Raw genomic sequence first — 24512 nt, 5'->3', positions numbered from 1 at the left:
GGTTATGATCTTCGTTTACTCTGCTTGGTCTTCATCATTTTCGGTCTGCGCTTCATCAGGGCCATCGGAGCGCGCAGGAACAGATCCTTCCAGTCACTGAGCCGGAACGGGGAGAGCGGGGTCAGATAAGGCACTCCGAAGCTCTTGAGCTTGGTCAGGTGGCAGCAGATCAGCAGGAAGAACAGAATGGTCCCGTACATTCCCAGCACCGAGGCGAACAGCATGCCGGCGAAGCGCAGCATCCGCAGGGTGATTCCGGCGCTGTACATCGGAATGGAGAAGGAGGAGATAGCGGTTACGGCGACCGTAATGACCAGGAACGGACTGACGATCCCGGCCTGGACCGCTGCATCACCGATAATCAGACCGCCGACGATGCCCATCGCCGGACCGATCGGCTTCGGCAGCCGGATGCCCGCTTCCCTAAGGATCTCAATGGCGACCTCCAGAATCAGCACCTCTATCAGAGAGGGAAAGGGCACACCCTGCCGGGTCTTGATGATCGTAATCGCCAGCTCTGTAGGAATCAGCCCCGGATGAAAGGAGATGAATGAGATATACAGGGCTGGAGCCATCAGGGCAAAGAAGGAAGCGCCAAAACGCAGCAGCCGCAGAAGTGTTCCCGGCAGCCAGCGATCATAATAGTCTTCCGGTGACTGCAGCAGCATGCTGAAGGTTACCGGTGCGATTAGCACAAAGGGCGTGCCGTCGAGCATAATGGCGACCCGTCCTTCCAGCAGGGCACTGATGACCCTGTCCGGCCGTTCTGTATTCTGCAGCTGCTGGAACGGACTGAGATAATTATCCTCAATGAGCTGCTCAATATAACCGGATTCGGCCAGAAAATCCATATCGATTTTGGAGATCCGGTTTTTGATCTCCTCCAGCAGATCAGCGTTCACGATATCCTTCATGTAGGCCACAACGATCTCCCTTTCAATAGCGGTCCCTGCCCGGAAGGATACCATCTCAAGCTGATCGCTAAGGCCCTGGCGGCGCAAAATAGAGGTATTCTCGCTGAGCACTTCCGTGAAGCCCAGTCTGGGGCCGCGGAGCAGCGCTTCGGAGACCGGCTCGTCCGCTTGGCGGCTGGGAGCATTGGGCATCTCGATCAGGAGGCCGCAGCGCAGTCCTTCGATCAGGAGGGCGGCATGACCGAAGAGGACAGACTTATTGAAGTCCCTGATATGCTCTTCCTCTCTAAGCTCACTGAAGGGAAGACGTTGCCCGGCCATTTCAACAGAAGACTGTGGACCGGCAGGCATCTCATACATCAGGTATTGCATGACTTCCATACTGAGCAGCCGGTCACTCTGCATTCCGTCGATATGGATGACGACTCCTTGTGCACCTGTGTTCGCATTTGTGAATGCTCTGAAATGGACATCGCTGTTGTTGCCGATGCCGGATTTAACCGCCTGCAGGTCGGTCTGGAGATCACCGGTAAAACGGGCAGAGGATTCCTCGGGAGCCAGCGGTGGCGGCGGCTGCGGAAGGGTTCTTGCGCCGTACCCGATCTGGCCGCGTCCGCTGCCTACCAGCTTGTAGAGCGATTTATAGAGATAGGCCAGGAGCAGCGGAACAAGTATAGCCACACCCGCCTGGGCGAAGATTGCCCAGCCGGGTATATAGGAAAGAATCATACCGAACAGTGTAATCATCCCCAGCTTTCGAATTTGGGTATAACGGAGTACGAGTTTTCATCTTCATGCAGTTTTCCAAACTTCATCTAAAATTACTCATAATTACCGAAAATAATTTGGCACGGCGGGTCCGGCTTATATACTCTCCGGGTCCGGAAGCCCTGCCACGCGAAATAAGATATAATGCATAGAGTACCGGTTGTTCCATACATATCGGAATGAAGCAGTCATGAGAGAGGCGGGGCACATGAAGACTTTACTGGTCACAGGCTACCGGGCCCATGAGCTCGGCATTTATGACAGCAAGCATCAGGGTATTCCTTATATCAAAAAAGCACTCGCGAACCGGATCATTCCGCTGGTGGAGGAGGGACTGGAATGGGTCATCACGCCCGGGCAATATGGCGTTGATCTGTGGGCTTGCGAAGTAGTGCTGGAGCTGAAGCAGCAATATCCAGGACTGAAGCTGGGTATTATTACGGCGCATGCGTCACCGGAAGAGAAATGGAAGGAAGAGAAGCAGAATGAATACCGCCGTATTGTGGCCGGTGCCGACTATTACGGAGCCGTAAGCAATGCCCCCTATGACGGAAGCTGGCAGTTCAAGGCCAGAGATGATCTCCTGCTGCGCAAAAGCGACGGGATTCTGTTGTTCTACGACGAGGATGCAGCGGAGAGCAGTGCGAAGTTTACGAAAGAGCGGGTCGTGAAGCTGCATGCCGAAGGCGATTATGAGCTGCATCTGATGCATGCAGAGGAGATTCAGAGCATTGCCGATGAAGAGAACCGGCAGGATTATGATTGAAGGAGAGATAATCATGAATCAGGAGACGGCTTACCCCGAGGATATCTGTTATGTCATTCTGCTGAGTCCTACGGAGCAGGACCGCAGGGATATGGAGATTATCAAGGCGCATGTCAAGCATCTGCAGGAACTGGAGCGAAGCGGGCAACTGGTATTATGCGGACCGTTCAGTGACAGTCCTGGAGGGATGGTGATTATCCGCGCAGCTTCCCGCGAGGCAGCGGCAGCTATCGCAGAGCGGGACCCGTATGTCACTTCGGGTATCCGCAGCTACGAGCTGCGCACCTGGGGCCTGTCCCATGAAGGCAACAGGCATATGGGCATAGCCGCAGATTAGGCATTGTATTAGGAATAATAGAGAACATAGAGTGAAGCGGAATCAGATGAAGCTACGGAGTGAAGGCGGCTTGCGCACCTTATAGTTCTGCTCATAAGCGTAGGCCAGTCTGATAAGCACCGGTTCTTCATAGGCCCGGGCGGAGAAGGTTACGCCGAAGGGGGCTCCGGCTGAGGTATAACCTGACGGCACAACGATGGACGGATATCCCGCTCTTGAGGTAATCCGTGCGCCGAAGTCAGCGGGGAACAGCAGGGCATCAAGCTGATGCTCGCGCATGGTAGCGTCGATCCCCAGCTCCTTGCAGAGCCTGAGATCTGTCATACGGTCACGAAGATATTGCGGCTCAGTGAAGGTGCCGGAGGTCGTATGTTCGGCATCTAGCAGGGTAGCTTGCCCGAACTTCAGCGTCTGGACCGGATGGGCATGATTGAAATCAATAATATCCTTCAGGGTGCGCATCGGTGCACCCGCACCCAGGCGGGCCAGGTAGGCGTTCAGCGAGGTTTTGAATTCATTCAGCACCACGGATGAATAGCTGATCTCCCGTGCTGTTGTAATCTCGGCCGGATCAATGATTGTCGCTCCAAGCTCCCGCATTCTCTCTACAGAGGCATTGAACAGCGCAAGCTGCTCCTCCGTCAGCTCCTCGAAGTAATAATCACGAGGAATTCCGATTCTTGCTCCCCGCAGACCGTCTGCATCCAGGAAAACCGTATAATCCTCATGAACCTTACCTCTGTTCGTACCCATAGCTGCATCGCCGGCATCCTGACCGAGCAGGGCATTCAGCAGAAGGACGGCATCCCGGACCGTTCGTGCCATAGGCCCGGCGGTATCCTGCGTGCTGGAGAGCGGCAGAATACCGGAGCGGCTGATCAGCCCCACCGTGGGCTTAATACCGATAATAGAGCCAAGATTGCCGGGATTGAGGATCGAGCCCGAGGTTTCCGTTCCGACGGATACCGTGCAGAAGTTACAGGCTACCGCTACCGCAGACCCGGCGCTGGAGCCTCCTGTCGGCGTGGAGATGTTGTAGGGGTTAAGCACCTGCCCGCCCCGGGAGCTGTAGCCGGAGGGCATGCCGTTCGTCATGAAGTTAGCGAATTCCGTCATATTGGCTTTGCCCATAATAATAGCTCCCGCCTCGCGCAGCATGCTGACGATGAAGGCATCCTCTCCGGCAAAAGAATCCGCCAACGCGAGCGAGCCCGCGCTGGTATGCATATTATCCCCGGTATTAATGTTATCCTTCAATAGCACGGGGATGCCGTGCAGCGGTCCGCGCGGCCCCTGATGCAGACGCTCAGCATCCAGGGATTCAGCGATGAACAGCGCATCCGGATTAATCTCCAGCACGGAATTGACGGTCAGGCCGCTTTTGTCATGATCGGCAATGCGCTCCAGATACATCAGGACTAATTGTCTGGACGTGATCTCTCCGGAATCCAGAGCAGTCCCAATCTCCGCTATGGTAGCCTCTACGATTTCAAAACTCATGCGGTCCACGCTTCTTTCCCTTTTGGATTTAGTAGTATTCTCCATCATATAAGCATAGTTTTGCCTGTCTTCATAGTGTTCTTTTGCGGGCGGAACGACCATGACTTTGGATGTAACTTTTAAACGGCTGATTAAAAGGGGTGTCCCTGTGGTTAAATACATCACAAGATTTAACAATACTACTTGCTGATATGATTAGGAGGAGTCGAACTTGAAGAAATGGACTACGATATTTATGGGTGTTATGCTGACTGCTGCCTTGGCTGGCTGCGGCAATAATGAGGAACTCAAACCCTCGGAGGGGGCTGCAACAGCTGCGCCTGCAGGGAACGCGGCTCCGGAAGCTTCTGCATCGGCTGCGCCTGCTGAACAGACTTCGGACGGAGTTCCAAGTGTAGAGGATTTGATTAAGAAGACGGTTGCTGCGTCTGATCAGCTGAAGAGCTTCGAGATGGAATCGCAAGTGAAGCAGAAGATCAATGTGAAGACGGCACAAGGGGACAATGCGCAAGATACCGATATGACCACGAAATCCAAATTCATTAAGGAGCCGCTGACGATGCATCAGGAGATACTGATGAAGACGGCCCAGGGCGACCAGAAGATTGAGCAGTATGTGACAAAGGACGGCTTCTATTCGCAGACGAACGGTGCGTGGATGAAGCTGCCTGCTACAATGGGTCAACAGGTCATTACCGCTATGCAGCAGTCTACTAACCCGGAGAAGCAGTTGGAGCAATTCAAGGCAATTTCCGAAAAGACAAAGATCACTGAGGATGGTGATAACTATATGCTGGCCGCAGAGGTATCCGGTGATGATGTCAAGGAGCTGGCGAAGACTTACATGAACCAGACCGGCGGCTCTGATCAGCAGATGGCTGCCATGATGGAGCAGATGAATATCAAAACCATGAATATTGCGTATGCGGTGGATAAAAAGACCTACTTCCCAACCCGTACTGAAGTAACCATGGTCATGGATATGATCAATGGGGACCAGACAATATCCATTGATATGGATATGAAGGCGACCATCAGCGATCACAACAAGGTTGATGAGATCAAAATTCCGCAGGAAGCGCTGGACGCGAAGGAAGTTGAAATGCCTTCTGCACCGTCAGCCCCGACAACTCCGTAACAGGCGTAACGGGCTGAATAGCAATGTAGCACATGGAAACGGCGCTGCTGTCCTTGTTAAGGACGGCAGCGCCGTTTTTTTGCAAATATAAGAATTTATAGGTTTCACACGATAAATTGTCCTTCTATGTTCTCGCTTAAACGGTACCGTCCTTTAAAAGGACGGCAAAGCCGTTTCCACTTGGTAAGTTGTTTTGGCGCCCCTGTAAAGTACCTGGGTGAACATCTTAGCTAAAGCCCCGCTTTGCGGGGTGATTTTATAAATTAAACGAGTTGCTGAGCATACCAAGGGCTGCGCCGGCAATGACGGAGGTGATCAGCTTGTAGAAAATATATCCGGTCACAATGTTGGCGATGGCAATCGGGTATAAGGTATCAATTCCCCGGCTGCCGGCGGTGTTCAGCGGATATTGAAACAAAGCCGTATTCATGCTGATGAAGACGAACAGGAAGGACAACGCCACCAGTGTGGTCGAGAAGGAGTACAGGCTGACAACGAGCGTGAGAATCGCCAGCACCAGCAGCGCCACGGCCGGAACGAGCAGTGTTCCCATCCGGGTAATCAGCAATTTAAAATCAAAGCTGACCTTCTCCAGCCGGAGAACGGCATAAGTGGCTCCGCAAGCAACGGCAAGGCCTGCCGCCGTCAATAGCAGCGGCTTCAGGAAGCCGGGGCCGAAGATGGCCGAGACATCCCATTTGATGAACAGGGTGAGGAAATATAAGGCCGTCAGCAAGGCCATAAGCCCCATAGTGATCAGGCTGTTCATGAAATGGGCCACAGGAATTTCCCTCATTGTACTGTACGGACGGGTAAGGGCTCTCAGATAAAAGCTCCAATACTGCTTGCCTACCGCCTGTGCCTGCTGTACACGTTCATCCTTGAGCAGGTTGTTGAGCTGCTCAGTTACCTTGCGCTGGGGCTGCGGTTGCCCAGGTTGGTTGTTGGGTCCCTCAGGATTCGTGAAGGGTGTTCCACCTTCCGGATTGTTCATGGTGATTCCTCCTTGTGAAATATATGGAAAATGCCATTGGCTATAGTATAAGGGGACTCACCGGGAAATTCTATAAATTTGCCGGAATATGCAGGAATTCATCCGAAAAAGCCCGTAAATCGTCGATAAACGTCGATTTACGGGCCGGGGCCATTCCTATTCCTGTGGTTCGTCCGCCACCCGGGCAAAGCCCTCTTCAGCGAGATATTCCTCCGCTTCAGCCGTCGTCTCGAAGGCCATCTCAAGCTGCAGTCCGGCATAGAGATACCACAGATCCTCTTCGAATCTCAGGCTCAGCGTATGGCCATCCTCATTCGTCCACAGCGACTGCGCTTCAGCTCCGCCAGTCTGCGCTTTTTTCTTTCTTTTGGAAGGGGCCGGGGCCTCGGGAATGTACATCAAGAGAGAGGTGATGGACGCATCCAGCAGCTCGCGCAGCGCAGCCTCCGAATAATCGCGGATATTGACCAGTCCCTTATCATCCGTCTCATAGCCCCGCAGCAGCCCGGCATAGACGAAGCCGTTCCCGTTCGGGTGAATATGCGAAGCCACGGTCTTCTTATCGTGCCGGCTCTGCTCCAGGTGATAATTCACCCGTCCCAGCGAGACCTTCCGCGCCTCCAGCTGGGGATAGGAATCAAGAATAGCTATTTTCTGTTCAAAAGTAAGCATATACGCCTCCGGTTTCCACTTGAAATATAAGAATTTATATGTTTTACGCTATAAATTATTGATTATACCACGCAGTGTGGCGCGGGACTACACGCGCTTCCCGGGCTCATGACTCTGCCAGCGGGAGCCGCAGCACAAAGGAGCAGCCTTGCGGCGGGTGGCTGCCCAGCTCCAGACTGCCGCCCATGGCCTCGGCCAGCAGTCTGCTGAACGTCAGGCCCAGCCCGAGTCCGCGAAGCAGGCTCTGCTTGCCCGAGCTGCGGTAGAAGGCTTCGAAGATCCGTTCCCGGCTATCCGGATGGATGCCCGGCCCGTTATCCGTAACGGTGATTTCGGCCTGCCCCTGCGGCGTAGGAGTAAGTTCAAGCTTCAATTGAAGCTTGCGGTCCGGCGTCTTCGCCTGCAGGCTGTTCCCCAGCAGATTCACAATAATCTGCTGGATGCGCAGCGGGTCCCCCCGCAGCACAAGCGGGGTCTCCGGCAGCAGCAGGATGGGCTTATTGACTTCCTCGCTCTGGGTCAGCATCCATTGATAGAGGATTTCCTCCAACAGCGGTGCTGCTTCAAGGTTATCGTGACGGACGGCAACCATGCCTGCCGTCAACGCATTGTAGTCCAGCAGGTCAGCGACCATATGCTGCAGCCGCCCGGTCTCAAGCAGAGCGATATCAAGGAATTCCCCGGCCTCCTCGCCTTCGACAACCCCCTCGCGTACTGCATGGAGCAGTCCTTTGATTGAGGTGACCGGCGTCTTCAGCTCATGGGACACGCCGGCGAGCATGATGGCCCGCGACTGCTCGAACTGCTGCAGCTTGCCCGCCATCTCCTGGAAGGAGACGAGGAGTTCGTGAATCTCGCGCTCTCTGGCCCCGGTCTCAAGCACGATATTATACTGGCCGCTGCTAATCTGCGCGGCGGCGGCGGCCACCCGTTGAACCGGCTTGGCCAGCTTGATCGATAAGAGATAGATCGTCAGCCAGCTTAAAATAATCAGGAAGACGATGATAATCGAAAAGAAGGTAATCTCCTCCGTCGGGATATGGCGCAGGGAGCGCTTGGACTGCATAACCAGCACTTGCCCCAGCGTGCCCTGGCCCCCCTGGATCTGCGCGGCAGCGGCCTTGTATTCCGAGGTCCGCGAATCGGTCAGGCTATCATTGAGCTTGTACCGCATCTCCTCGTCCGTCATCGGGGGCTGGGAGTACAGCAGCTCTCCTTCTGGTCCGGTGATGATTACACACATCTCCTCAGTTACCTTGAAGAAGCGTTTGCGGTCCTCCACCAGCTTATTCAGGTTCGGGGTAATCGCTAATTGGCCGTCTGTATCTACGCTGCGGTCAGCGATCTCCTGCGCCAGCAGGCCGGTCGTCTGCATCCGGTTGCTCATTGCCTCCTGCTGCATCCACCAGAAGGTGAACAGTGCCGTCACCAGCAGCCCAATGCTGATGATCAGCAGATACCGCAGAGTCCAGTAAGTGAGAATGGAGGTGGTCTTCTTCTTGTTGCGTTTCTTCTTACTCTTATTTATGTTGTCCATAATTGATATCCTGTTCCTCTCAGTGTGCGGATCTCGCCCTCACGTTCCGGCCAGTGCGACAGTGCCTGACGGAGCCGCTTGATGGAGAGATCAACAGCCCGGTCACTTCCATCGTAGTCCATCTCCCATACATGCTCCAGCAGCTGGTCGCGGGTGCAGATCTGATTCGGGCGTTCGGCCAGGAACAGCAGAACCGACATGTCGCGCGGGCTGAGGCTGACCTCCGCCCCGTTCAGAAAGATGCTGCGCGCCGAGAAATCGATGAACAGACTGCCGAAATGGCGCTTGCGGCTGCCGTCCGACCACTGCGAGGGACGGCGCAGCACCGCCTTCACCCGTGCGACCACTTCTTCGGGAATGAAGGGCTTGGACATATAGTCGTCAGCTCCGCCGTCCAGTCCCGCGAGCCGGTCATTGATGCCGTCGCGGGCGGTGAGCATGATGACCGGGCAGCTGCTCCGCTCACGGATGAGCTGCAGCAGCTCGAAGCCGTCCATCTCCGGCAGCATGATATCGAGCAGGACCAGTGAGGGCGGCGCCTCCTCGAAGGTGTCCAGGGCACTCCGGCCGTCTGCGGCCCGGGTGACGTGGAAGCCTGCTTTTCGCAGATAGGCACTAAGCACCCGCGCGATGGCTTCTTCATCCTCTACGATTAGTATCGATTGCATGAGCTTCAGTCCCTTAACTAAAATTACGACAATTCTAACATATTCCCGGCCTGTCCGCTTTGACTTATTCCCGACATATTGCTTTGGTAGAATGGGAGCCAAGCCAATAGAGCAGAGATAAGAATATGGAATGGAGGAGATTGTATGAAGAAGAGAACCGTCGCTATAACCGCAGCCATTGTAATTATTGCAGGAGCCATCACCGCCTTCATCTTAGTGAATAACAGCCTTGGCAATAAGGTGGAGATTGAATCGGTGATTCCTGAGCAGGCCCAGGATAGCGGAGCCCAGAAGGAAGGAACGGCCAATGCGGCTGCTGCCGCTGCTGCTGTAACACCGGAGCAGTTGAACGGAGCCTGGAATATTACAGAGCCGTCCAAGGTCTACTGGTCTGTGACCACATCCAAGGAAACCGTGAACTTCGTAGACCCCTCCGTTAAGGGAACCTGGAAGGTGAATCTGGAGGATGCCTCCGCGATGACCGGCGAAGGGTCGGTAGACATGAACGCACTTGATTCAGGAACAGCCCCACGGGACGAGCACGTCAAGGGAGCGGACTTCCTGTCCGTGGCAGAGTTCCCGGAAGCTACCTTCACGGTGAAGTCCTTCTCGGAGCTGCCGAAGGAATGGACAGAGGGTACCGCGGTGCCGGTACAACTGAAGGGGATGCTGACTGTGAAGGGCATTGAGAAGGAAGTCACGTTCGACTCGCAGGCCGCATACAGCGGCGGAGAGCTTAAGCTGTCGGGTACGACTACAGTAACCTTCGAGGATTTCGGCCTTAGCAATCCGCATTCCATCGTGCTGAGTACCGAGAACAACCTTGATGTGCGCCTGGAGCTTGTGCTTAAGAAATAATATAGGGTTTGGAGATTACCCTTCCCGTTGCCGTGGATTTGCGGCTGGCGGGGAGGGTTTTCGATGTAACTTGGGCAGGCGCGAAGGCGGTGGGGGCGGATGTATGCGTAAAACCGAACACATTAGGCTGGCGCGGGGTGTACGGCCGGAATGTAATCGAAAAAGCGAACACAATCGTTGCTGCTGCGGTGAGATATGGACATTGTGCTATCCATACAAGCGGTCGGTGAGAGAAGACTCTCAGAACTGGTGAGAGGTAGGCTGAGCACCGCCATAAAAGCATCCTTCACCCCTTAGGGGTAATTTCTTGTAACGGTGCAAATCCCCGCCTTCAGGTTAAGTATAAGAGATACATAATCATTGAACAGGACCATCAGGTAAGGAAGGGAGCAAGATACATGGATCGTAAGGCCAAAACCATACTGCAAAAATCGTTCTGGAGTGCCAGCGGCTGGAAGGGCACGTACGGGACTTTTTCCGGTGAAGATTTCGACTATGCCAAGAGCAAGGGGGTCATGTTCGATCCCCTGACGATCACCCATGATGAGCTGGTGGAGAAACTGCGGGTGCTGCACAGCGGAAGCGTGACCCGGGACAAGGTGGCGGCGGGTTTCCTGCACAGTCTATCTACCCGGAAGGTTCATCTGCGGAGCGCCTTGTCCAGTTGGGCCTTGACCTCGGAGCTGTCTGCGCATGCCTACGCCCAGCCTCCTGCTAAGCAGCCAAGGTATAGCAGCTGTGCGGCCTGTGATGCCGGGCATCTGATGTCTGATCAGCAGTACAACGCTGTAGATCTGAATGTGCTCAATTTCGAGCGGGTCAAATGGGGTGGCATCCGCCTCAATAAGCTGTTGTATTGCTGGTTGGATCTGGAGCTGTTTAGCCGGGAAGAGGAGGTGGAGGCAACTCCGCAGGATCTTCGTATTTTGCAGGACATGGCCGAGGCCGTGAAGCTATGCGGCAGTAAGGACGGGGCACGGAAGCTGGAGAAGCACTGGAAGAATATTTTCCCTTCTAATCAGTATGAGCGGGATGTGGTGATGGAGATCTGGGGATATGCCGGTATTCTGGTTCCGCAGGAGGAGCCGCGTCAGGGCCGGGGCGGAGGCAATGACTTCAACGCTGTAGCCAACTGGCGTGGGGAGGACGGTTATTCGGAGGAACGCCTGAATTCGTTGTTCAAATATAAGAATGTATAGGCTTCACGCTATCCATTATCCTTCTATTTCTCGCTGAAACGGTACCGTCCTTTAAAAGGACGGCAAAGCCGTTTCCACTTGGGGCTGTAATACACACTTGTCTAGAGCTGGAGGGTCCTGCCGGAAGGCGGACATGTACACACCAGGGAGATTTTGATAGAATCAGAGGGACCTGAGCTTCATTAAGAGGAGGAGATTACTATGGCAGCAGATAACGCTTACACGATAAAATGGGGCATTCTCAGCACAGGCTGGATCGCCCATCAATTCGCAACAGATCTGGCCCATGCCAGCAACGGCGTGGCTTATGCAGTCGGCTCGCGCTCGCAGGAAAGCGCGGATAAATTCGCAGCCGATCACGGCATTCCTGTGGCATACGCCACCTACGAAGAGCTGGTGAATGATCCTGATGTGGACGCCATTTATATCGGCACACCGCATCCGTTCCACCGGGAGAACGCGCTGCTGGCGCTGCGTGCAGGTAAGGCTGTGCTGTGCGAGAAGCCTTTTACCGTGAATAGTGCTGAACTGGAGGAAGTCGTGGCCTATGCCCGGGAGCACAAGCTGTTCCTGATGGAGGCGATGTGGAGCCGTTATATCCCGGCGCAGGTGAAGGTGCGGGAGTGGCTCGCAGCCGGGAGAATTGGTGAAGTGCGGCTGGTGAAGGCGGACCTTGGCTTCCGCGCCGACTGGAACCCGGAAGGACGTCTGTTGAATCCGGCCCTTGGCGGCGGAGCACTGCTGGATGTCGGAATCTATCCAGTCTCCTTCGCCTCGATGGTCCTTGGACCGCATCCTGAGAAGGTCAGCAGCACCGTTCATATCGGAGAGACTGGCGTGGACGAGCACTTCTCGCTGCTGCTGTCCTACGGCGATGGCGTGTCTGCTTCTCTGAACGGGGGCGTGCGCCTGAACATGCATGAGGAAGCTTATGTCTACGGAACGGAAGGGCATATCGTGGTCAAAGGCACGCTGGTCAATCCCAAGTCTGCTGAGCTGTACATGAACGGCGAATTAGCAGAGATGTTCGAAGATGAACGCGCTTCGATTGGCTATGCCTTCGAGGCGGAAGAAGTGGGCCGCTGCCTTCAAGCGGGACTTACTGAGAGTCCGGTAATGACCCTCGATGAATCCTTAGCCATAATGAAGCTGCTGGATACTGTCCGGGCACAATGGGGGCTGAAATACCCCGGCGAATAACCGCCGGTGTGAGGCTTCTGGAAAGGGGGAGACCAAGTGACATTGACTAATGATCGTTATCAGGGTTGCCTGCAGGGGCTGGCCGCCGGAGATGCGCTGGGAACAACTGTAGAGTTCCAAGCCCCAGGCACCTTCAAGCCAATGACAGATATTGTCGGCGGCGGGGTATTTGCTCTGCAGCCGGGTCAGTGGACGGATGATACCTCCATGGCTCTCTGCCTTGCGGAGAGTCTGCTTGCCCTGCAGGGCTTCGATCCGGCAGATCAGATGCAGCGTTATGTGAAATGGTACCGCGAAGGCGCACTCAGCAGCACCAGCCGGTGCTTCGATATCGGTAACGCAACGCGCGAAGCGCTGCACCGGTATGAAGCAAGCGGGGAGGCTTACAGCGGTTCAGAGGACCCGTTCTCTGCCGGTAACGGCTCAATTATGCGTCTGGCTCCGGTGGTGATGTACTATGCGGAGCACCCCGCGGAGGTGATCCGCTATGCAGCGATGAGTTCAAGAACCACACACGGGGCCGCCGAGTGTCTTGCTGCCTGCCGCCTGCTAGCGGCATATATTCTCGCCGGGCTGCACGGCTGGAGTAAGCAGGAGATGCTGGCGCCGGAGGCCTTCCGTGAATGGCTGGATGAAGATACGCTGACGCCGCATATGCTGAACATCAAGCAAGGCTCCTACAAGCTGAAGGAGCCGCCACAGATTCAGGGATCGGGTTATGTCGTGGAGTCGCTGGAGGCGGCGCTATGGGCATTCCATAAGTCGGACAGCTTCGCAGAGGGCGCACTGTTCGCCGTGAACCTTGGCAATGACGCCGACACCACCGGGGCCATCTACGGCCAGATCGCCGGAGCCTACTACGGCCTCAGTGGCATCCCGGCCGAATGGAGCCGCAAGCTGGCGATGCGTGAGCTGATCAGCGACTACGCGGGCCGGTTGTTCACGGAGCGGGTGCAGTAACAGTAAGCGGGAATAAGCGGCATGAGATAGGCTGGGCGCATTTGTTGAGCGCTCAGCCTATTTTTCGTGCAGAGCATGAGGTTACGTTCGAAGCAATTATGGAAGATAAGTGTATTCTGCGCAACTAAAAAACGTGAAATGGCAGGCCGTCCTCTGCTAACTGTAGTCTGTACAACTAAATTTACCCGAATGGTTGAGAACCGAGGAATAGAGGTATTTCAGGTATTTCATACAGTAGAATGTTGCGTAATGGGCGAAAAATAGCCTTTATTCAACATTCAAATGTACCGAATACAATAGAATCTATTTCGATGCCCTTTTTACAGCATTCTATTGTACAAAGTACAGTTACTACTGTTCGAGCTCCGACAGCATCCGATAACTGCTCCAGTAGGTGGTGGCTCGTTATAGCTCTGATGTCTGCAGTTATCTTTTTCGGAACAAGGCCGTCCACAGAAAAGCTTCACCGAACAGATTCTCACTCTGCTCCGTCTGGCGCATCCGCCGGAACCGGATATTCTCGTAACTGCCGAAGAACGTCTTGAGCTGCTCCTCCGTGAACCCTAATCCGCCTCTCATCCGCCGCTGACGGTAGACCTCCCAATCGGTAATCTCTGCACCCATGGAACCTGCTGCGAAGCAGGTCAAGCCGAAATAACCGCCGGGCGTAAGCGCCCTGTCCAGCAGTTCCAGATAGGTGGCTCTGCGGTGGGGATAGATGTGATGGAAGCATCCGCTGTCATAGATGAGGTCATAGCTCCCGGGCGTCAGTTCCAGGTCAAAGATATTCCCGCAAGTAAAATTCACCTCGACCTGATGTGCCGCTGCACGCTCCATTCCCCAATTGACCGCTGCCTGAGAAATATCCACAGCGTCCACCTTACAGCCCTGACGGGCCATGTACACTGCATTTCTGCCGCCTCCGCAGCCTAGCTCAAGCACCCGGCCCGGGGTGAGCACCCCGCCGCTGAAGGATTCCACCAGATTCTCATCGGGACAATCCCGGAAAAAGGGAATGCCCTTCTCCTTATCCGCATAGAACTCATCCCACCACTCTCCCTCCTCCCGGAAAAAAGCGTCCAGCATCCTCAGCGTGTCCTCATGGCTATAAATCGTTTCATCATTCATTCTTCTCAAAGTCTCCCTTCCTGTCATCATGCGGCAAACCAAATGTACACTATGAGACAATCCAGACAGTAACCCTCCTAAATTATGTTATAATATTCCGGAAATATGTTCTGTGCGGTTGGTTGCAGGAAGCGGAAATACTAAGAGAGGGAGGGAAGCGTATGCTATGGACGGCAAGTCTATCCAGTCTGCTGCTTAAGCCGGACAACCGGCAGCGGCATAGCCTATTACTTCAGGAAATTGCCAGTTATATCAGCACCCACATCCTGAATCACCCGCTGCTTGCGGAAGATTGCGGGCATATCAGCATCCTGCTGGATGGATCAACGGCCTTAGGGATTGTGGACGACAGCTCGGATATCGATCTGATCCTGGTCTGCCGGGATGAACGCTATGAGCTGATTACGAGCCGGTTTGAACGGGCGGGGCTGATCCCGGAGGGAAGCAGCTTGTTTGTCGATGTGCATCTGCCCGGCGGCAAAACAGGACATTACACCCTGCTCAAATTAGCGGAGCTGGGGCAGGCTCTGGGGAAGGGGCAACTGGACTGGTTGTGGAATGCATCCGTTTCCTGTATCTATCATGATTCGCTGGGCTTGAAAGAGTTGTTCGCGCAAGCGGTTCCGCTGCACCCGGATCTTCTAATGAACCTGCGGAAGAAGACATACATAGACCTACGGAGTGCTGCCAAAAGCCTGGATAATCCCGTGCGCCGGGGAGAGGCTTTTCCGATTCTTTTTCAGGCGGTCGAGGTGTTCAAGCAGGCCCTGCGCTGCGCCATTACGGTGGAGGGCTACCCCTACCCGTATGATAAATGGCTTGTACAGGTAGCAGAGCAGCTTCCAGTGGGAAAAAGGGTGCTTGATTGCATGAAGGACTTCCGGCTCTACCTGTCAGAAGATATTTCATACGCGCCAATGTACCAGGAGGATAACAGCTTTGTGAAGATGGAGAAGCGGGTCCGTCAGGTGCTGCTGGAGGAATTCCTCCTGCGCGGCGTTGATGAGCCTTGGCTGGTGGAATGGTGGAAGTACTTCGAGGATTGACGGGATTAGAGAATAAGAGAGAGGTGACAAGATGAAGGACAAGGTGTGTATTCTGGGACTCCCCTTCTCCAAATTGACGCTGGAACAGACGACTTCGCTGCTGGACGAGCAGATCATGGACGGGCAGGGAGGGCTGTTTCATCTCATTACGGCGAATCCGGAGATTACCCTGGCGAGTCAAACGGACAAACAGCTGCGGGAGATCATCGACTCGGCAGATCTGATTGTCCCTGACGGGATCGGCATTGTGATGGCGGCGCGAAGACAAGGCAATCCTATTGCGGAGCGGGTGACCGGCTATGACCTGCTGCTGAGTTTACTTGCGAGGGGAAATGAGCGGGGTTGGCGTTTTTATTTTCTGGGGACAGATGAGTCTACTAGCAGACTGGCAGTGGAGCAGATTAACACGCGCTATCCGCAGGTGAAGATTGCCGGGAGGCATCACGGGTTCTTTGCACCTGACGAAGAGCCAGGGATTATTGCCAGTATTCAGCAATCCAAGCCGGATGTGCTCATTCTTGCCATGGGTGCTCCGTACTCAGATAAATGGCTGTATAAGCACAAAGACGAATTGCAGGGGATTAAGCTTGTTTTTGGCGTGGGCGGAAGTCTGGATGTGATCTCCGGGAAAGTACGGCCAGCACCGGCCATCTGGAAAAAAATGAATCTGGAGTGGGCGCACAGACTGTTGTTCTCACCCGTCGCCAAAGGCCAGAAGTCACGCTGGCGCAGACAATCTGCGCTGCCGAAGTTCGTCTACCGGACGATGATCCGTAAATGAAATCTGCAGGCAATAGTCTTATAGAGAAAGGGGCTGAGCCCATGTCCAAGAGCTTTGAAGTAACACTCCAAAAAGTAGTCGATCACTCTTACTCTATTGAAATCGGTGAGCATCTGTCCGCCTCATTAGTTCGCGATTTGCAGCAGGGGCTGCTTACGGGGATTAGCAAATATGCAATTATTACAGACTCTACGGTGGAGTTGTTATATGGCCGTCCTTTACTAGAGCTGCTACGTCATGAGGGATTCCAAGTGGAATTATTCTCGTTTCCGGCGGGGGAGAGCTCGAAGACCCGGGAGACGAAGGCAATGCTGGAAGACCAGCTGCTAAGCCATGCCTACGGCAGAGATTGCTGTATTATTGCGGTGGGGGGCGGAGCGGTGACGGATCTGGCGGGCTTTGTGGCAGGAACCTTTGGCCGGGGAGTACCTTCGCTGAATTATGCTACCACCTTGCTGGCAGCAGCAGATGCCTCCGTTGGCGGCAAAACAGGCGTGAACACCCCTGTCGCCACGAACCTGATCGGCGTCTTTCACCAGCCCCGTAAAGTATACATAGATTTGGCCGCCTGGCGTACACTACCGTCCCGTGAGTTCAGAAGCGGTCTGGCCGAGACCATCAAGCATGCCTGTCTGGGGGATGAGCAGTTCTTCAGTTACCTGGAAGCGAACATGGACAGAATCATTACAGAAGAAGGGGAGCTGATCCTGGAGGCCGGGGTGTGTGAGCATATCGCGCTGACGAATTGCCGGATCAAATATGAAGTGGTAGAGCAGGATGAGCATGAAAGTAATCTGCGGCAGATTCTGAATCTGGGGCATACGGCAGGCCGGGCGCTTGAGGCGCTCAGTGGTTACCGGCTGCTGCATGGCGAGGCCATTGCTGTGGGCCTTGTTATTCAGGCGAAGCTGGGTGTGAAATTAAGTTATATGACGGAAGAGCAGGCTAACCGTGTGGTGGCTTTGCTGAAGAAGGCGGGGCTGCCGACAGAGATTCCAAATTATATTACAAACCGCGCGCTCCTAGATAAGATGTACACGGACAAAAAAGTGCGCAGCGGCCGCATCCGCTTCGTCTTCCAGGACGGCATCGGGAGGATGAAGCTTTTCGCAGACGGCTCGTATTCCGTTCCGGTAGAGGAGTCAGAGGTGATGGAGCTGCTGGAAGAGTTACGCGCAAACCATTAATCACTCTCGATTTCGTTTCAAACATAGAATCGTCCATAATGAATACGGGCCAACTCAATTTTCACTCTGCGAAAGTGGAGTTGGCCCATTCCATTCTCCTTGCTATAAATAAGTTCCAAAATAATACTCAACCTTCTCTTTCGCATAACGATCTATGCCAAGCCATGAATCTACGGATACGAAGTCCGTCCCTCTGCCGCGTTCCGGTCCAAGCCGCTCCTCAGAAGCTAATATACCTGCAAACCCCCATATTTCCATCATAGCATCTCGTTCATACTGGTTGGAGGCTAATACATTCTTCCAACGCTTCTCTAATTTACGTGCGGAATCCGTCTCAGCGCAGGCATCCACCTCTGCCAGTAAATTTTTGAGAATCTGAACATCCTCAGATGTCACCTCTACCGGTTCCTCCTTCGCTAGCAGTTCTATATCCATCCAGCAATATAGGAGCCAATTTAAGCGGACACCACCCCATTTTACCCGTTCAAAATTCAAAATATTAATATCGGCATTATTCCATTCTTCATGAGTCATTAATTTATGTTCGTTACAATAGAAGCAATGGCTGTAGCTGGCACGCTCCAGAAGCTTGTCACTATATTTATGCTGAATAAGGTTGCTGGTTAATGCATAGCTGGATAACCCGCTTCTCAGATGTACTTCTCTTGTGGATAAGCTATGTAAAAAGGCAGCAGCTAGCCTGTCCTTCGTCATCTCATGCTCTAGCAAATAACAAATTCTCGAGACACACTCATCATGCGTCATCGTCACAGGATCGAACATCACCCCTTTGCTTTTAGCATATTCAAACTCTTCTCCTGCAAAAGGAGTCTTGTCCCGGCAGGCTTCCATCCCTGCGCAGACCAGAACGTTTTGTTTAATATTTTTTTCGCTTTAGCGTCCATCATTTCCCTCCAATTCATTTAATTACGTTATATAGTATCATCGTGACTATTAATCTTTCAATATATGAAGCAGAGGTCACCTTGCTCATCCCGTCACTGATCTGCGGCTCCGCGCCGTTCGCAATATCCGCAGCCCCGAGGAATCTCTATCCGCCACGGTGAGAGGAGGAGTGAGGCGGATTCACTGCGGCGCCATTGGCGGATACCCCTACGCCGTCCGTGTACACCATTTTTCCGCCGTAATAACCGGTTCCCAGCACCAGGCCGCATGAAGCCACAGATACGGCTATATACAGCGCTAACGGTATTCTCACAAACGCCCGGTTTCCTTTCCAGAGCATCAGCAATCTCCAGGCCGCGATCAGAGTTACTGTCCAAGCGGTTAATGTCGCAAGCGTCTCATGCGGTTCTATGAATGAGGTTACTCCGCGCGCATCATCATCGGGACCTGTCGCAATAGCGGCCCAAGCCCCGGCGGCGGCCAGAAGCCATAACCATAACCCCTGTCCGGGCGGCAGAGCGCGTCTCCTCACAGCGAGCACCGCATCATAGCCGCAACCAATAATGATCAGAGCAATCGGGAAATGTACGATAATCGGATGAATATGTGCCAATATTTCAGTGAACATTCTTCAAACCTCCAGTTCTCAAAGTTATTGCCGGGTGGAACCCTTGGTTTCAGGGAGAATGACCGTAAAGGTGCTTCCCTGATGAAGGGTGCTCTGGACCGCGATTCGGCCTCCGTGTCTGTTGGCGATCTCAGAGGCAATAGCAAGACCCAGACCGGTGCCGCCATGTTCCCGTGTCCGGGCCTGATTGACACGGAAGAAACGTTCGAATAGATGGGGGATATCAGCTTCGGGAATGCCGCATCCTGTGTCCTGGATGGATAACCCGACCGTACCGTTGCCGTTACGGGATATCCCCAGTGTGACCTTATCCCCTGCGGAAGAGTATTTCATCGCATTATCCAGAAGAATGTAGAGCAGCTGGTCGATCTGTTCGCTGTCTCCGGTGAAAAGAAACGCTTCTTCCGGGTGGTCAATATCCAGCTGCAGGGTCACTTGTTTCTCGGCGGCCATCAACTGCATTCTTGCTGCGGCGAAGGATAGGCTGTGCTTTAAGTCGAACGGCTTATGGGCGGTATGCTGCAGGGGAGAGTCGTTCCTGGCCAGCGTGAGCAACTGCTCTGTCAGTCTGTTCATGCGCTGCAGCTCCTCCTTCATATCCGCAAGAACCCTTTGCTGAACAGGGGACAGCTTCCCCTTCTCCTCCTCCAGAATATCCACGGCCAGTTGAAGTACGCTTAAGGGTGTTCTTAACTCATGGGAAGCATACGCTGTAAATTTCTGCTGCCGGGCAAACGCCTGTCTAATGGGAACCATGGTCCGGCCGGCGAATAGGTACCCGATGAAGGTGGCTGCAGCAAGCAGAAGCAGAGTAATGGCTGTGAGCAGCAGCCTCATTTGCTGAAGCAAGGCCTCCTGCCTCGTGACATCTTCACCGATAAGTATGATGTGCTGAGCTGCATCTCCGGCCGACATACGCAGTACAGCATACGTTGTCATACGATTACCGGAAGAAATGCGGAGATGAACATGGCTTTGGTCAGGTTGAGCGTCAAGCTGCTGCCGGATGGAAGGAGCGAGCAGCGGATTCTCCCTACCGGGGGACTGCGCAGCGATCGACCACGCACTGTCCGTAATTGCCGCGAATTGGTCGCTCTGCAAATATTCCCACTCCATCGCATGGTCTGCCTGCCGGCGCTCCTGTGATTCTTCCGCATCCTGCGGGGAGATATGGAGCCATTCTTCCCGGGCCTTGTATGCTGCAGCTTCGAGATTATGATTCTCATCCCTGTGGATTACTTCGGACAATGCATAATAGAAGGAGACCGCCATAATCAGCAGAATCAATCCAATCATGGTGCTGTAAAAGAGGGTCAGATGCTTGCGCGTGTTAGGTATCATCCGGCTCAGCTCCAGGATTTATTAAGCGGTACCCTCTTCCGTGTACACTCTTGATCAGCTTTACCGGAAAAGGATCATCGACTTTCTTCCGCAAGAGCCGGATGACTGCATCGACGGCATTCAGCGTTACATCCGCTTCATTGCCCCAGACATAACTCAGAATCCGTTCTCTTGACAATACGGTTCCAGGATGCCGGACGAAGTACTCCAGCAGCTGAAATTCACGCCGGGTCAGTGTAAAAGAGACACCGTCACGTTCAGCCTCCTGGGTATCCGGAGTCAAAAGCAGCCCGCCAACGGCAAGCTTGTTCATCGTGCCCTGAACCTGCTTTCTGCGGTCCAGGGCAGTGATCCGGGCTAGCAGCTCCTCGAAGGCGAACGGCTTGACTACATAATCATCTGCCCCTGTCAGCAGCCCGTTAACCCGGTCTTCAATCTCGCCGCGTGCAGTCAGCATAAGGATGGGGGTGTTGTCGTTCCTTGTCCGCTGTTGTCTGCACAGCTCAAGTCCGGTTTTGCCGGGAAGCATCCAGTCCAGAATGTAGAGATCAAATTCCCCTGCAGCAAACCATGTCTCGGCTTCATCCGAATGCTGGACCCACTCGCTCAGATGTCCGGCTTGCTTAAGCTTGTACTGGATCATATAGCCCAGCTTGGAATCATCTTCCACCAAAAGAATTCGCATAGCAGCAAGCCCGCTTTCTTCATTGAATGATTATGGATACCGCTCCCGCGCAGTTCCTGTAAGACCCAGTATAGCCGTTATTAATGAAAAAATAATGAAATTCCAAGCACAAAAAGAGATAAAGAACCTCTATGTGCAATAAAGGCTCCTTATCCCGGTTAGGTTAAAGTATGAGGCTCAAGCTGTCCGCAGAATCAACAATAAATACCGGCACGGCAGCTTCGCCGAGATCAGTCTCCACCGAGCCATAGCCATTCTCAAATTGGCCGCTGATGACGGCGGAGCCGGTATACGGAGGCACCTGGCCTTGAAGAAGCAGGTAACGTCCATTTGCGAGCGCGACGGTTCTTCCGGCAGAGTCGAGGATAATCTCACAGGAGAACATCACCTTCTCATTGAGATGAAGCTCAAGCTGTGCCGCATCAATTGGAGTATAGGCGGCGGCCTCCTGGTAGAGCTCCGTGAATTCATAACTTCCGTTCACCTGGCGGAAAATAGCTGTCCGGCCATCGGCCCCATCGGTCAGATCGTTGTCCGCAACGCGGATGGAGCCATCCTCCGCCATAAGCTCATAGCTGCTGCCCGTGAAGCTGAACAGCAGGGAGATACCTTCCGGCCGGATGGCATAGCCTGTGAAGGTGCTGCGTCCGTCAGTCTCACCGCTGTTAGCTACAACTACTGGAACTTCGGAGTAAGCGGATAACGGCTCGTCAAAAGAAAGAGCGCTCAGCATCCCCGAACCCGGGACTACCTCCCCGGTCCGGGTGGAGACCGTGCCGTCCCCGCCCATCTCGGCGTAGACCAGCTTGCCGCCAGCATCTACTCCAGCTACGGCTACCTTGGCACCGTACTTGTCAGTAACGGACGCTGTAAGGGAGTAGCTGCCCGGCACTTCGCCGCCCGGCAGCAGCCGTACCGGCTCGGCGGTATTCCAGGCCAGCGTTGCGGCTGCGGTCTCCGCCGAGGTATCCTGCACCGGAGCCAGCTCGGCATAGAGCCTGATGGCATCCGCATACCGGCCGCTGCGCACATGGCGCGTGCCCTCACGGAGCAGCCGGGCGATGCTGTTATCGATCAGCTTCAGCACCTTGGAGCTGGTGATGCCGGCAGATGCCGCATAGCTGCGGTAGCGGGCAGCATGTCCGGCGAAGACTGCGGTGAGGTCACCATCCAGATCCTTGTTCAGGATGAGCGAAGCGCTCTCCTGAACCTGCTTGTTAAGCCAAGGCGCGGTATAACTATGATTCTTATAAGCTTCTTCCATAGAGAGGGCGCTCTCCAGCATAGGCCCGAAGCTTCCGGCTGCGGCCAGAGCCTTGAGCCCCGCGGTATCATAGGCCTTGAAGCTCGCAGCGAGCAGCTTATCCTTGGCGGCGGTTCCCCCGTAATAGTCTGCCGGAATCTGCAGCAGGCTCCATTTGAGACTGTCCGTACTGTCGCTGCCCGTCCCGGAATCTGCCCTCTTAGTCGAACCTGCGGTAAGTCCGGCCAGATACTCATCCTTGAACTGCCGGAACCCGGCTGTCATCTTGTCTGAGACGCCTGAATCCGCCGAGAGCTGGCGATAATAGGCTTCATAGGGACCGCCCGGCGTCATATACTTGCTCTTCAGGCTGAGCAGGTAGGCGTAGCTCTCCATCATCCCTGCGAAATCCTTCACAGTCAGCTGGTCCGCAAGCGTTAAGGACAGTCTGCTTAGACTGCTGCGGATGCCCGTTATGGGAGCCAGCTCTGCCAGTCTTGCCGATATTTCTTCTTCTTTATAAGAAATCGCGTGGTTGGCCGCTGCTTGGCGGTACCGGTTCTCGGCGGCGATAAGCTCCCCGGCAGCGTACAATTCACCGGCTTCTTGTACATCCTTAAGCTTATTTTTAATCCCCAGCGCCTTCTGTCCCAGCGGGAGCAGCATCAAAATACACAGAATAATCATAATATTCCGCAGGGTTACAGCCCGTATGATCGTCATATAATATAGCCCCTTTATTTATAGATAAGGATAGAGCGGCAGTCCGCTTCTAACCTTATACTTCAGGGTCCCAGCGGTACTTCAGCTCACGGATCTCCTCTACCTTGGCATCCAGGCCGTTCCACGGCTCATAAGGGTTCGCGGCAATGAGTCTGGATAAGCGCAGGAACCGGTCCTTGGGCAGCTCCTGCACATAGCGGCCGATCATGCCGGAGTAGAGCAGCGCGTATCGCTTCATGCGGACCGCAGCACTGGCAACGGCGGCCATAATGACCAGCCCCGTATCCATTTCGAGAATCTGCACCTCGTAATTCTTGACATAGCGCAGGGTGCGGTCTTTGATCAGCTCGGGGCGGACCCTGGCGATCTCCCCGATATATTCAGCCAGCAGCGGCTCGAAGTCCTTCAGCAGCAGCTGCTCCAGCTCCAGCGTCATGTCCTTGCGCAGCTGGAAGCCGTGCAGCAGGGCGACACGCTGGCGGGAGATCCGGTCTCCGCGCAGCAGCACGGAGATCTCGCGCAGCTTCTCATAAGCGAGCACATCATTCTCGCGCAGTACCGTCACGGCTTCCTGGCGGTTCAGCTCCAGATCTTCCTTGATGCTATAGATATTTCGGCCAAGCAGTTTGTTCAGCGCATACAAATTTTCGTTCTGCCGTACTTTTCGCTGCGTATAGTAGACCAGTCCGGCTAATACGAGACCGCCTGTGCCGCACAGCACCATCTGCTGCAGATTCTGTCCGAAATAGATTCCGGCCAGGGTCAGCAGGAGAATAACGAGCAGCCGGGTCTGTACCCTGCGCCCGGCCTGGGACACTGCATACTTCTCCACCGGAGTCAGCGAAGCGCGGCCGCAGCGGGTGCAGCGTTCCTCGCCCAGCGCGGTGTAACGGTGACAGCGGCGGCAGATGCGCAGCTTCTCGAAGGCGTAACGGGGGGCTTTGAAGGGACGGAAGATCACCGGTTTCTTTTTACTCACGGGCCGTATCTCCTCCGTTCAATGCAGCCAGCAGGCGCTCGTCGATATCCTCACGGGTGAGCGGCTTCCGCTGGCGGGAAGCATATAGAATGATCTGAATCACAGCATAGAGAAACGTTATCCCGAGTATGGCGTATGTAATCATGGAACTCTTCCTTTCTGCTCTGGTTACGGTCTTTTAATCAAATATTCAGGAAAGCGGCGTATACTTAGAATAGTCTATCCGGCTCAGGATGGCGATTGCCACTAGCGGAAGTGCCGGTCCAGCGGTCACTATGTTGAAGTTTACAAGGTTTAATTATATCATAATGGCATGCTATTGACAGAATTTAGCTATGCGTTACGGATCTGCCA

Annotated in this window: 23 protein-coding genes and 1 pseudogene; 10 read left to right on the top strand and 14 right to left on the bottom strand. The window is 54.2% G+C overall.

The genetic code is table 11. From position 1 onward, the window contains the following. Window positions 1-2 precede the first annotated feature (2 nt). Entirely contained in the window at window positions 3-1652 is a 1650-nt protein-coding gene (locus C162_RS30720; RefSeq protein WP_036701356.1) for a spore germination protein, read from the bottom strand. A gap of 238 nt (window positions 1653-1890) precedes the next feature. Between C162_RS30720 and C162_RS30715 the strand changes: the two genes are divergently transcribed. Then, window positions 1891-2448: a DUF1273 domain-containing protein gene (locus tag C162_RS30715; protein ID WP_036701327.1), complete on the top strand. Its 558-nt coding sequence runs from the start codon at window positions 1891-1893 to the stop codon at window positions 2446-2448. A 13-nt stretch (window positions 2449-2461) separates the two neighbouring features. Then, a complete protein-coding gene (locus C162_RS30710) occupies window positions 2462-2785 on the top strand; it encodes a YciI family protein (RefSeq protein ID WP_083677915.1) in 324 nt (107 codons plus the stop codon). Window positions 2786-2827: 42 nt separating this feature from the next. Here the strand turns inward: C162_RS30710 and C162_RS30705 are convergent, their stop codons facing one another. Then, a complete protein-coding gene (locus C162_RS30705; protein ID WP_036701325.1) occupies window positions 2828-4285 on the bottom strand; it encodes an amidase family protein in 1458 nt (485 codons plus the stop codon). A 211-nt stretch (window positions 4286-4496) separates the two neighbouring features. Here C162_RS30705 and C162_RS30700 point away from each other — a divergent pair, with 211 nt between their 5' ends. Then, window positions 4497-5423, top strand: a complete 927-nt coding sequence (locus tag C162_RS30700; RefSeq protein WP_051494060.1) for a DUF6612 family protein — start codon at window positions 4497-4499, stop codon at window positions 5421-5423. 256 nt (window positions 5424-5679) lie between these two features. On the opposite strand, the gene C162_RS30695 is transcribed toward C162_RS30700, so the two are convergent. The 4 genes from C162_RS30695 to C162_RS30680 all read right to left on the bottom strand — a co-directional run bounded on the left by C162_RS30695 (window position 5680) and on the right by C162_RS30680 (window position 9294). After that, a complete protein-coding gene (locus C162_RS30695; RefSeq protein WP_036701323.1) occupies window positions 5680-6417 on the bottom strand; it encodes a hypothetical protein in 738 nt (245 codons plus the stop codon). A gap of 156 nt (window positions 6418-6573) precedes the next feature. After that, on the bottom strand, window positions 6574-7089 hold the full coding sequence (locus C162_RS30690; protein WP_036701320.1) for a hypothetical protein: 516 nt from the start codon (window positions 7087-7089) through the stop codon (window positions 6574-6576). Between the two features lie 106 nt (window positions 7090-7195). Then, complete coding sequence (locus tag C162_RS30685; RefSeq protein ID WP_036701318.1) at window positions 7196-8626, bottom strand: sensor histidine kinase; 1431 nt, start codon at window positions 8624-8626, stop codon at window positions 7196-7198. Further along, entirely contained in the window at window positions 8614-9294 is a 681-nt protein-coding gene (locus C162_RS30680) for a response regulator transcription factor (protein WP_036701316.1), read from the bottom strand. Before C162_RS30680 ends, C162_RS30685 begins: the two co-directional genes overlap by 13 nt. A gap of 144 nt (window positions 9295-9438) precedes the next feature. Here C162_RS30680 and C162_RS30675 point away from each other — a divergent pair, with 144 nt between their 5' ends. The 4 genes from C162_RS30675 to C162_RS30660 all read left to right on the top strand — a co-directional run bounded on the left by C162_RS30675 (window position 9439) and on the right by C162_RS30660 (window position 13511). After that, window positions 9439-10152, top strand: coding sequence for a YceI family protein (locus tag C162_RS30675; protein ID WP_036701314.1), 714 nt, complete (start codon window positions 9439-9441; stop codon window positions 10150-10152). 398 nt (window positions 10153-10550) lie between these two features. After that, window positions 10551-11351, top strand: a complete 801-nt coding sequence (locus C162_RS30670; protein WP_036701312.1) for a hypothetical protein — start codon at window positions 10551-10553, stop codon at window positions 11349-11351. A gap of 201 nt (window positions 11352-11552) precedes the next feature. Then, window positions 11553-12551, top strand: a complete 999-nt coding sequence (locus C162_RS30665) for a Gfo/Idh/MocA family protein (protein WP_036701310.1) — start codon at window positions 11553-11555, stop codon at window positions 12549-12551. 36 nt (window positions 12552-12587) lie between these two features. Continuing rightward, on the top strand, window positions 12588-13511 hold the full coding sequence (locus C162_RS30660; protein WP_036701308.1) for an ADP-ribosylglycohydrolase family protein: 924 nt from the start codon (window positions 12588-12590) through the stop codon (window positions 13509-13511). A gap of 426 nt (window positions 13512-13937) precedes the next feature. Here the strand turns inward: C162_RS30660 and C162_RS30655 are convergent, their stop codons facing one another. After that, complete coding sequence (locus tag C162_RS30655; RefSeq protein ID WP_036701306.1) at window positions 13938-14639, bottom strand: class I SAM-dependent methyltransferase; 702 nt, start codon at window positions 14637-14639, stop codon at window positions 13938-13940. Window positions 14640-14800: 161 nt separating this feature from the next. Between C162_RS30655 and C162_RS30650 the strand changes: the two genes are divergently transcribed. The 3 genes from C162_RS30650 to aroB are packed head-to-tail and all read left to right on the top strand — an operon-like array spanning window position 14801 to window position 17653. Further along, on the top strand, window positions 14801-15685 hold the full coding sequence (locus C162_RS30650) for a hypothetical protein (RefSeq protein ID WP_036701304.1): 885 nt from the start codon (window positions 14801-14803) through the stop codon (window positions 15683-15685). 31 nt (window positions 15686-15716) lie between these two features. Next, window positions 15717-16466, top strand: a complete 750-nt coding sequence (locus tag C162_RS30645; RefSeq protein WP_036701303.1) for a WecB/TagA/CpsF family glycosyltransferase — start codon at window positions 15717-15719, stop codon at window positions 16464-16466. Window positions 16467-16507: 41 nt separating this feature from the next. Next, window positions 16508-17653, top strand: coding sequence for a 3-dehydroquinate synthase (gene aroB / locus C162_RS30640; protein ID WP_036701301.1), 1146 nt, complete (start codon window positions 16508-16510; stop codon window positions 17651-17653). Between the two features lie 102 nt (window positions 17654-17755). Here the strand turns inward: aroB and C162_RS30635 are convergent. The 7 genes and pseudogenes from C162_RS30635 to C162_RS36275 form a co-directional block, all read right to left on the bottom strand. After that, window positions 17756-18558 (bottom strand): annotated as a pseudogene (locus C162_RS30635) (hypothetical protein). A 146-nt stretch (window positions 18559-18704) separates the two neighbouring features. Then, window positions 18705-19187 carry a DUF2231 domain-containing protein gene (locus C162_RS30630; protein ID WP_036701299.1) on the bottom strand — a complete coding sequence of 161 codons (483 nt, stop codon included), beginning with the start codon at window positions 19185-19187 and terminating at the stop codon, window positions 18705-18707. A gap of 24 nt (window positions 19188-19211) precedes the next feature. Next, window positions 19212-20528: a sensor histidine kinase gene (locus tag C162_RS30625; protein WP_051494059.1), complete on the bottom strand. Its 1317-nt coding sequence runs from the start codon at window positions 20526-20528 to the stop codon at window positions 19212-19214. Next, entirely contained in the window at window positions 20518-21213 is a 696-nt protein-coding gene (locus C162_RS30620) for a response regulator transcription factor (protein WP_036701296.1), read from the bottom strand. Before C162_RS30620 ends, C162_RS30625 begins: the two co-directional genes overlap by 11 nt. A gap of 163 nt (window positions 21214-21376) precedes the next feature. After that, a complete protein-coding gene (locus C162_RS30615) occupies window positions 21377-23179 on the bottom strand; it encodes a hypothetical protein (RefSeq protein WP_036701294.1) in 1803 nt (600 codons plus the stop codon). A 55-nt stretch (window positions 23180-23234) separates the two neighbouring features. Next, window positions 23235-24158: a hypothetical protein gene (locus C162_RS30610; RefSeq protein WP_036701292.1), complete on the bottom strand. Its 924-nt coding sequence runs from the start codon at window positions 24156-24158 to the stop codon at window positions 23235-23237. Further along, the gene (locus tag C162_RS36275; RefSeq protein WP_155991665.1) at window positions 24151-24303 is read right to left on the bottom strand and encodes a hypothetical protein; all 153 of its coding nucleotides are present in this window, start codon (window positions 24301-24303) and stop codon (window positions 24151-24153) included. The genes C162_RS30610 and C162_RS36275 overlap by 8 nt, the downstream gene beginning before the upstream one ends. Window positions 24304-24512: the final 209 nt, after the last annotated feature.

This window comes from Paenibacillus sp. FSL R7-269 (assembly GCF_000517865.1).
GTDB lineage: Bacteria > Bacillota > Bacilli > Paenibacillales > Paenibacillaceae > Paenibacillus_AQ.
This window is presented reverse-complemented; position numbering and strand designations above follow the sequence as displayed.

Excerpts from the sequence above, each read along its gene's own strand:
- C162_RS30695 (WP_036701323.1), bottom strand. The coding sequence starts at position 6,417 with ATGAACAATCCGGAAGGTGGAACACCCTTCACGAATCCTGAGGGACCC.
- C162_RS30675 (WP_036701314.1), top strand. The coding sequence starts at position 9,439 with ATGAAGAAGAGAACCGTCGCTATAACCGCAGCCATTGTAATTATTGCA.
- C162_RS30620 (WP_036701296.1), bottom strand. The coding sequence starts at position 21,213 with ATGCGAATTCTTTTGGTGGAAGATGATTCCAAGCTGGGCTATATGATC.
- C162_RS30685 (WP_036701318.1), bottom strand. The coding sequence starts at position 8,626 with ATGGACAACATAAATAAGAGTAAGAAGAAACGCAACAAGAAGAAGACC.
- C162_RS30630 (WP_036701299.1), bottom strand. The coding sequence starts at position 19,187 with ATGTTCACTGAAATATTGGCACATATTCATCCGATTATCGTACATTTC.
- C162_RS30650 (WP_036701304.1), top strand. The coding sequence starts at position 14,801 with ATGCTATGGACGGCAAGTCTATCCAGTCTGCTGCTTAAGCCGGACAAC.
- C162_RS30665 (WP_036701310.1), top strand. The coding sequence starts at position 11,553 with ATGGCAGCAGATAACGCTTACACGATAAAATGGGGCATTCTCAGCACA.
- aroB (WP_036701301.1), top strand. The coding sequence starts at position 16,508 with ATGTCCAAGAGCTTTGAAGTAACACTCCAAAAAGTAGTCGATCACTCT.
- C162_RS30690 (WP_036701320.1), bottom strand. The coding sequence starts at position 7,089 with ATGCTTACTTTTGAACAGAAAATAGCTATTCTTGATTCCTATCCCCAG.
- C162_RS30680 (WP_036701316.1), bottom strand. The coding sequence starts at position 9,294 with ATGCAATCGATACTAATCGTAGAGGATGAAGAAGCCATCGCGCGGGTG.
- C162_RS30670 (WP_036701312.1), top strand. The coding sequence starts at position 10,551 with ATGGATCGTAAGGCCAAAACCATACTGCAAAAATCGTTCTGGAGTGCC.
- C162_RS30615 (WP_036701294.1), bottom strand. The coding sequence starts at position 23,179 with ATGACGATCATACGGGCTGTAACCCTGCGGAATATTATGATTATTCTG.
- C162_RS36275 (WP_155991665.1), bottom strand. The coding sequence starts at position 24,303 with ATGATTACATACGCCATACTCGGGATAACGTTTCTCTATGCTGTGATT.
- C162_RS30715 (WP_036701327.1), top strand. The coding sequence starts at position 1,891 with ATGAAGACTTTACTGGTCACAGGCTACCGGGCCCATGAGCTCGGCATT.
- C162_RS30705 (WP_036701325.1), bottom strand. The coding sequence starts at position 4,285 with ATGAGTTTTGAAATCGTAGAGGCTACCATAGCGGAGATTGGGACTGCT.
- C162_RS30625 (WP_051494059.1), bottom strand. The coding sequence starts at position 20,528 with ATGATACCTAACACGCGCAAGCATCTGACCCTCTTTTACAGCACCATG.
- C162_RS30655 (WP_036701306.1), bottom strand. The coding sequence starts at position 14,639 with ATGAATGATGAAACGATTTATAGCCATGAGGACACGCTGAGGATGCTG.
- C162_RS30710 (WP_083677915.1), top strand. The coding sequence starts at position 2,462 with ATGAATCAGGAGACGGCTTACCCCGAGGATATCTGTTATGTCATTCTG.
- C162_RS30645 (WP_036701303.1), top strand. The coding sequence starts at position 15,717 with ATGAAGGACAAGGTGTGTATTCTGGGACTCCCCTTCTCCAAATTGACG.